General features: G+C 64.2%; 3 protein-coding genes and 1 pseudogene. All 4 read left to right on the top strand.

Annotated elements, in window-relative coordinates; genetic code table 11:
- Positions 1 to 517, top strand: a 517-nt coding sequence (locus tag AC1D0P_RS25130) for an LptF/LptG family permease (protein WP_477679225.1), incomplete at its 5' end; no start/stop codon positions are given.
- Positions 518 to 520: 3 nt separating this feature from the next.
- Positions 521 to 904, top strand: a complete 384-nt coding sequence (locus AC1D0P_RS25125; protein WP_477679224.1) for a sirohydrochlorin chelatase — start codon at positions 521 to 523, stop codon at positions 902 to 904.
- Positions 905 to 973: 69 nt separating this feature from the next.
- Positions 974 to 1,918 (top strand): CysB family HTH-type transcriptional regulator, encoded by a 945-nt coding sequence (locus AC1D0P_RS25120; RefSeq protein ID WP_477679223.1) that lies wholly within the window; start codon positions 974 to 976, stop codon positions 1,916 to 1,918.
- A 26-nt stretch (positions 1,919 to 1,944) separates the two neighbouring features.
- Positions 1,945 to 2,100: pseudogene (locus AC1D0P_RS25115) on the top strand (methionine aminotransferase); the annotation flags it as partial.

Genomic DNA, 2,100 nt, shown 5'->3' with positions numbered 1-2,100 from the left:
GCAGCAGGCCACGCGCGCGGAATTCGAGGTCGGTAGCACGCCCGGCGCGACCAGCACGGCCAGGCCGCAGGAGAGCGCCAAGGTCCACCGCGCGGTGCTTGAAAGCTTCCGCTGGCCCACTGAAATCAGCGCCGAAATGGTGTCGGTGGCGCTGCTCAAACCCGAGCGCATGGGCACCATAGACCTCTTCAACTACGTGCGCCACCTGGACGCCAACGGCCAGACGGCCCAGCGCTATGAAATCGAATTCTGGAAAAAGGTGTTCTACCCGCTGAGCTGCCTGGTGATGGTGATCCTGGCCCTGCCCTTTGCCTACCTGCACTTCCGCTCCGGCGGCATCGCGGGCTATGTGTTTGCCGGGGTCATGATAGGCATCAGCTTCTTCCTGCTCAACAACGTGTTCGGCTACATCGGCAACCTGCGCAACTGGATGCCCTGGCTGGCGGCCGCCACGCCCGGCCTGCTTTACATGGCCGTTTCGCTGGGCGCTTTCGGCTGGCTGGTGCTACGGCGCTAGCGAATGCCCATGACGACGACCGCCACGCCATTGCGCGGCATCATCCTGCTGGCCCACGGCTCGCGCGACCCGCTCTGGCGCGCGCCCATCGAGGCCGTGGCCGCCCGGATACGCGCCGACGCGCCCGGCACGCCCGTGCTCTGCGCCTACCTCGAGCTTTGCGCGCCCACGCTGCCCGAAGCCGCCGCCGGACTGGCCGCCGCCGGCGTGCGTGCCATCCGGGTGTTTCCGATGTTTTTCGGCGTAGGCAAGCATGCCCGCGAGGACTTGCCGCTGCTGGTTGGACAGGTTCAGGCCAGCCATCCAGGCATCGCGGTGGAGCTGCTGCCGAGCGCCGGGGAGCACCCCGAACTGACGGCCTTGATGGCGGCGATCGCCTTGGCCTGAAGCCCGCCGGCCCTGCCGCCTTAGCGCAATACAGGCATAATAAAGTTAATAATTAGCCTGAATTCGCATATGAACCTTCACCAATTCCGATTCGTCCAGGAGGCCATCCGGCGCAACCTGAACCTCACCGAGACCGCCAAAGCGCTGCATACCTCGCAGCCGGGTGTGTCCAAGGCCATCATCGAACTGGAWGAAGAACTCGGCGTGGAAATCTTCGCGCGGCACGGCAAGCGCCTCAAGCGTGTCACCGAGCCCGGCGAGCATGTCCTCAAAAGCATAGAGCTCATCATGCGCGAGGTCGGCAACCTGCGCCGCATCGGCGAGCAGTTCTCGGCTCAGGACAGCGGCACGCTGTCCATCGCCACCACCCACACCCAGGCCCGCTACGTGTTGCCGCAACCGGTCGCCAAGCTGCGCGAAGCCTTCCCCAAGGTCAACGTCAGCCTGCATCAGGGCTCACCCGACCAGGTGGCGCGCATGGTGCTCGACGAAGTCGCCGAAATCGGCATTGCCACCGAGTCGCTGACGCAGTACGACGACCTCGTCACCCTGCCCTGCTACGAATGGCAGCACATGCTGGTGATCCCGGTGGACCATCCACTGGCCAAAAAAGAAAACATCACGCTGGAAGACCTGGCCGAAGAGCCGCTGATCACCTACCACCCGTCCTTCACCGGCCGCACCAAGATAGACCTGGCCTTCGCCGCCAAGCGCCTGCAGCCGCGCATCGCGCTGGAGGCCATAGACTCCGACGTGATCAAGACCTATGTACGCCTGGGCCTGGGCGTGGGCATCGTGGCCGAAATGGCCATCAAGGAAGACGGCACCAACAGCGACCTGGTCGCCATCCCGGCCGGCCCGCTGTTCGGCATCAACGTGGCCCGCGTCGCCTTCAAGCGCAGCGCCTACCTGCGCAATTTCGTCTACAAATTCGCCGAACTGCTCAGCGACAAGCTGGACCGCGCCCTGATCACCAAGGCCATGGCCGGCCGCGTGAATGATTACGAAATTTGATCCACCCCGAAGCGCATCCTGAAGCCATGACCACCACCCTCGAACGCACCCCCAAACTCGAAACCAAGCTGCCCGCCGTCGGCACCACCATTTTCACGGTCATGTCCACGCTGGCCGCCGAAAAAGGCGCGGTCAACCTGGGCCAGGGCTTTCCCGATTTTGAATGCGACCCGCAATTGGTC

This window comes from Polaromonas sp. P1_G2 (assembly GCF_056405515.1).
This window is presented reverse-complemented; position numbering and strand designations above follow the sequence as displayed.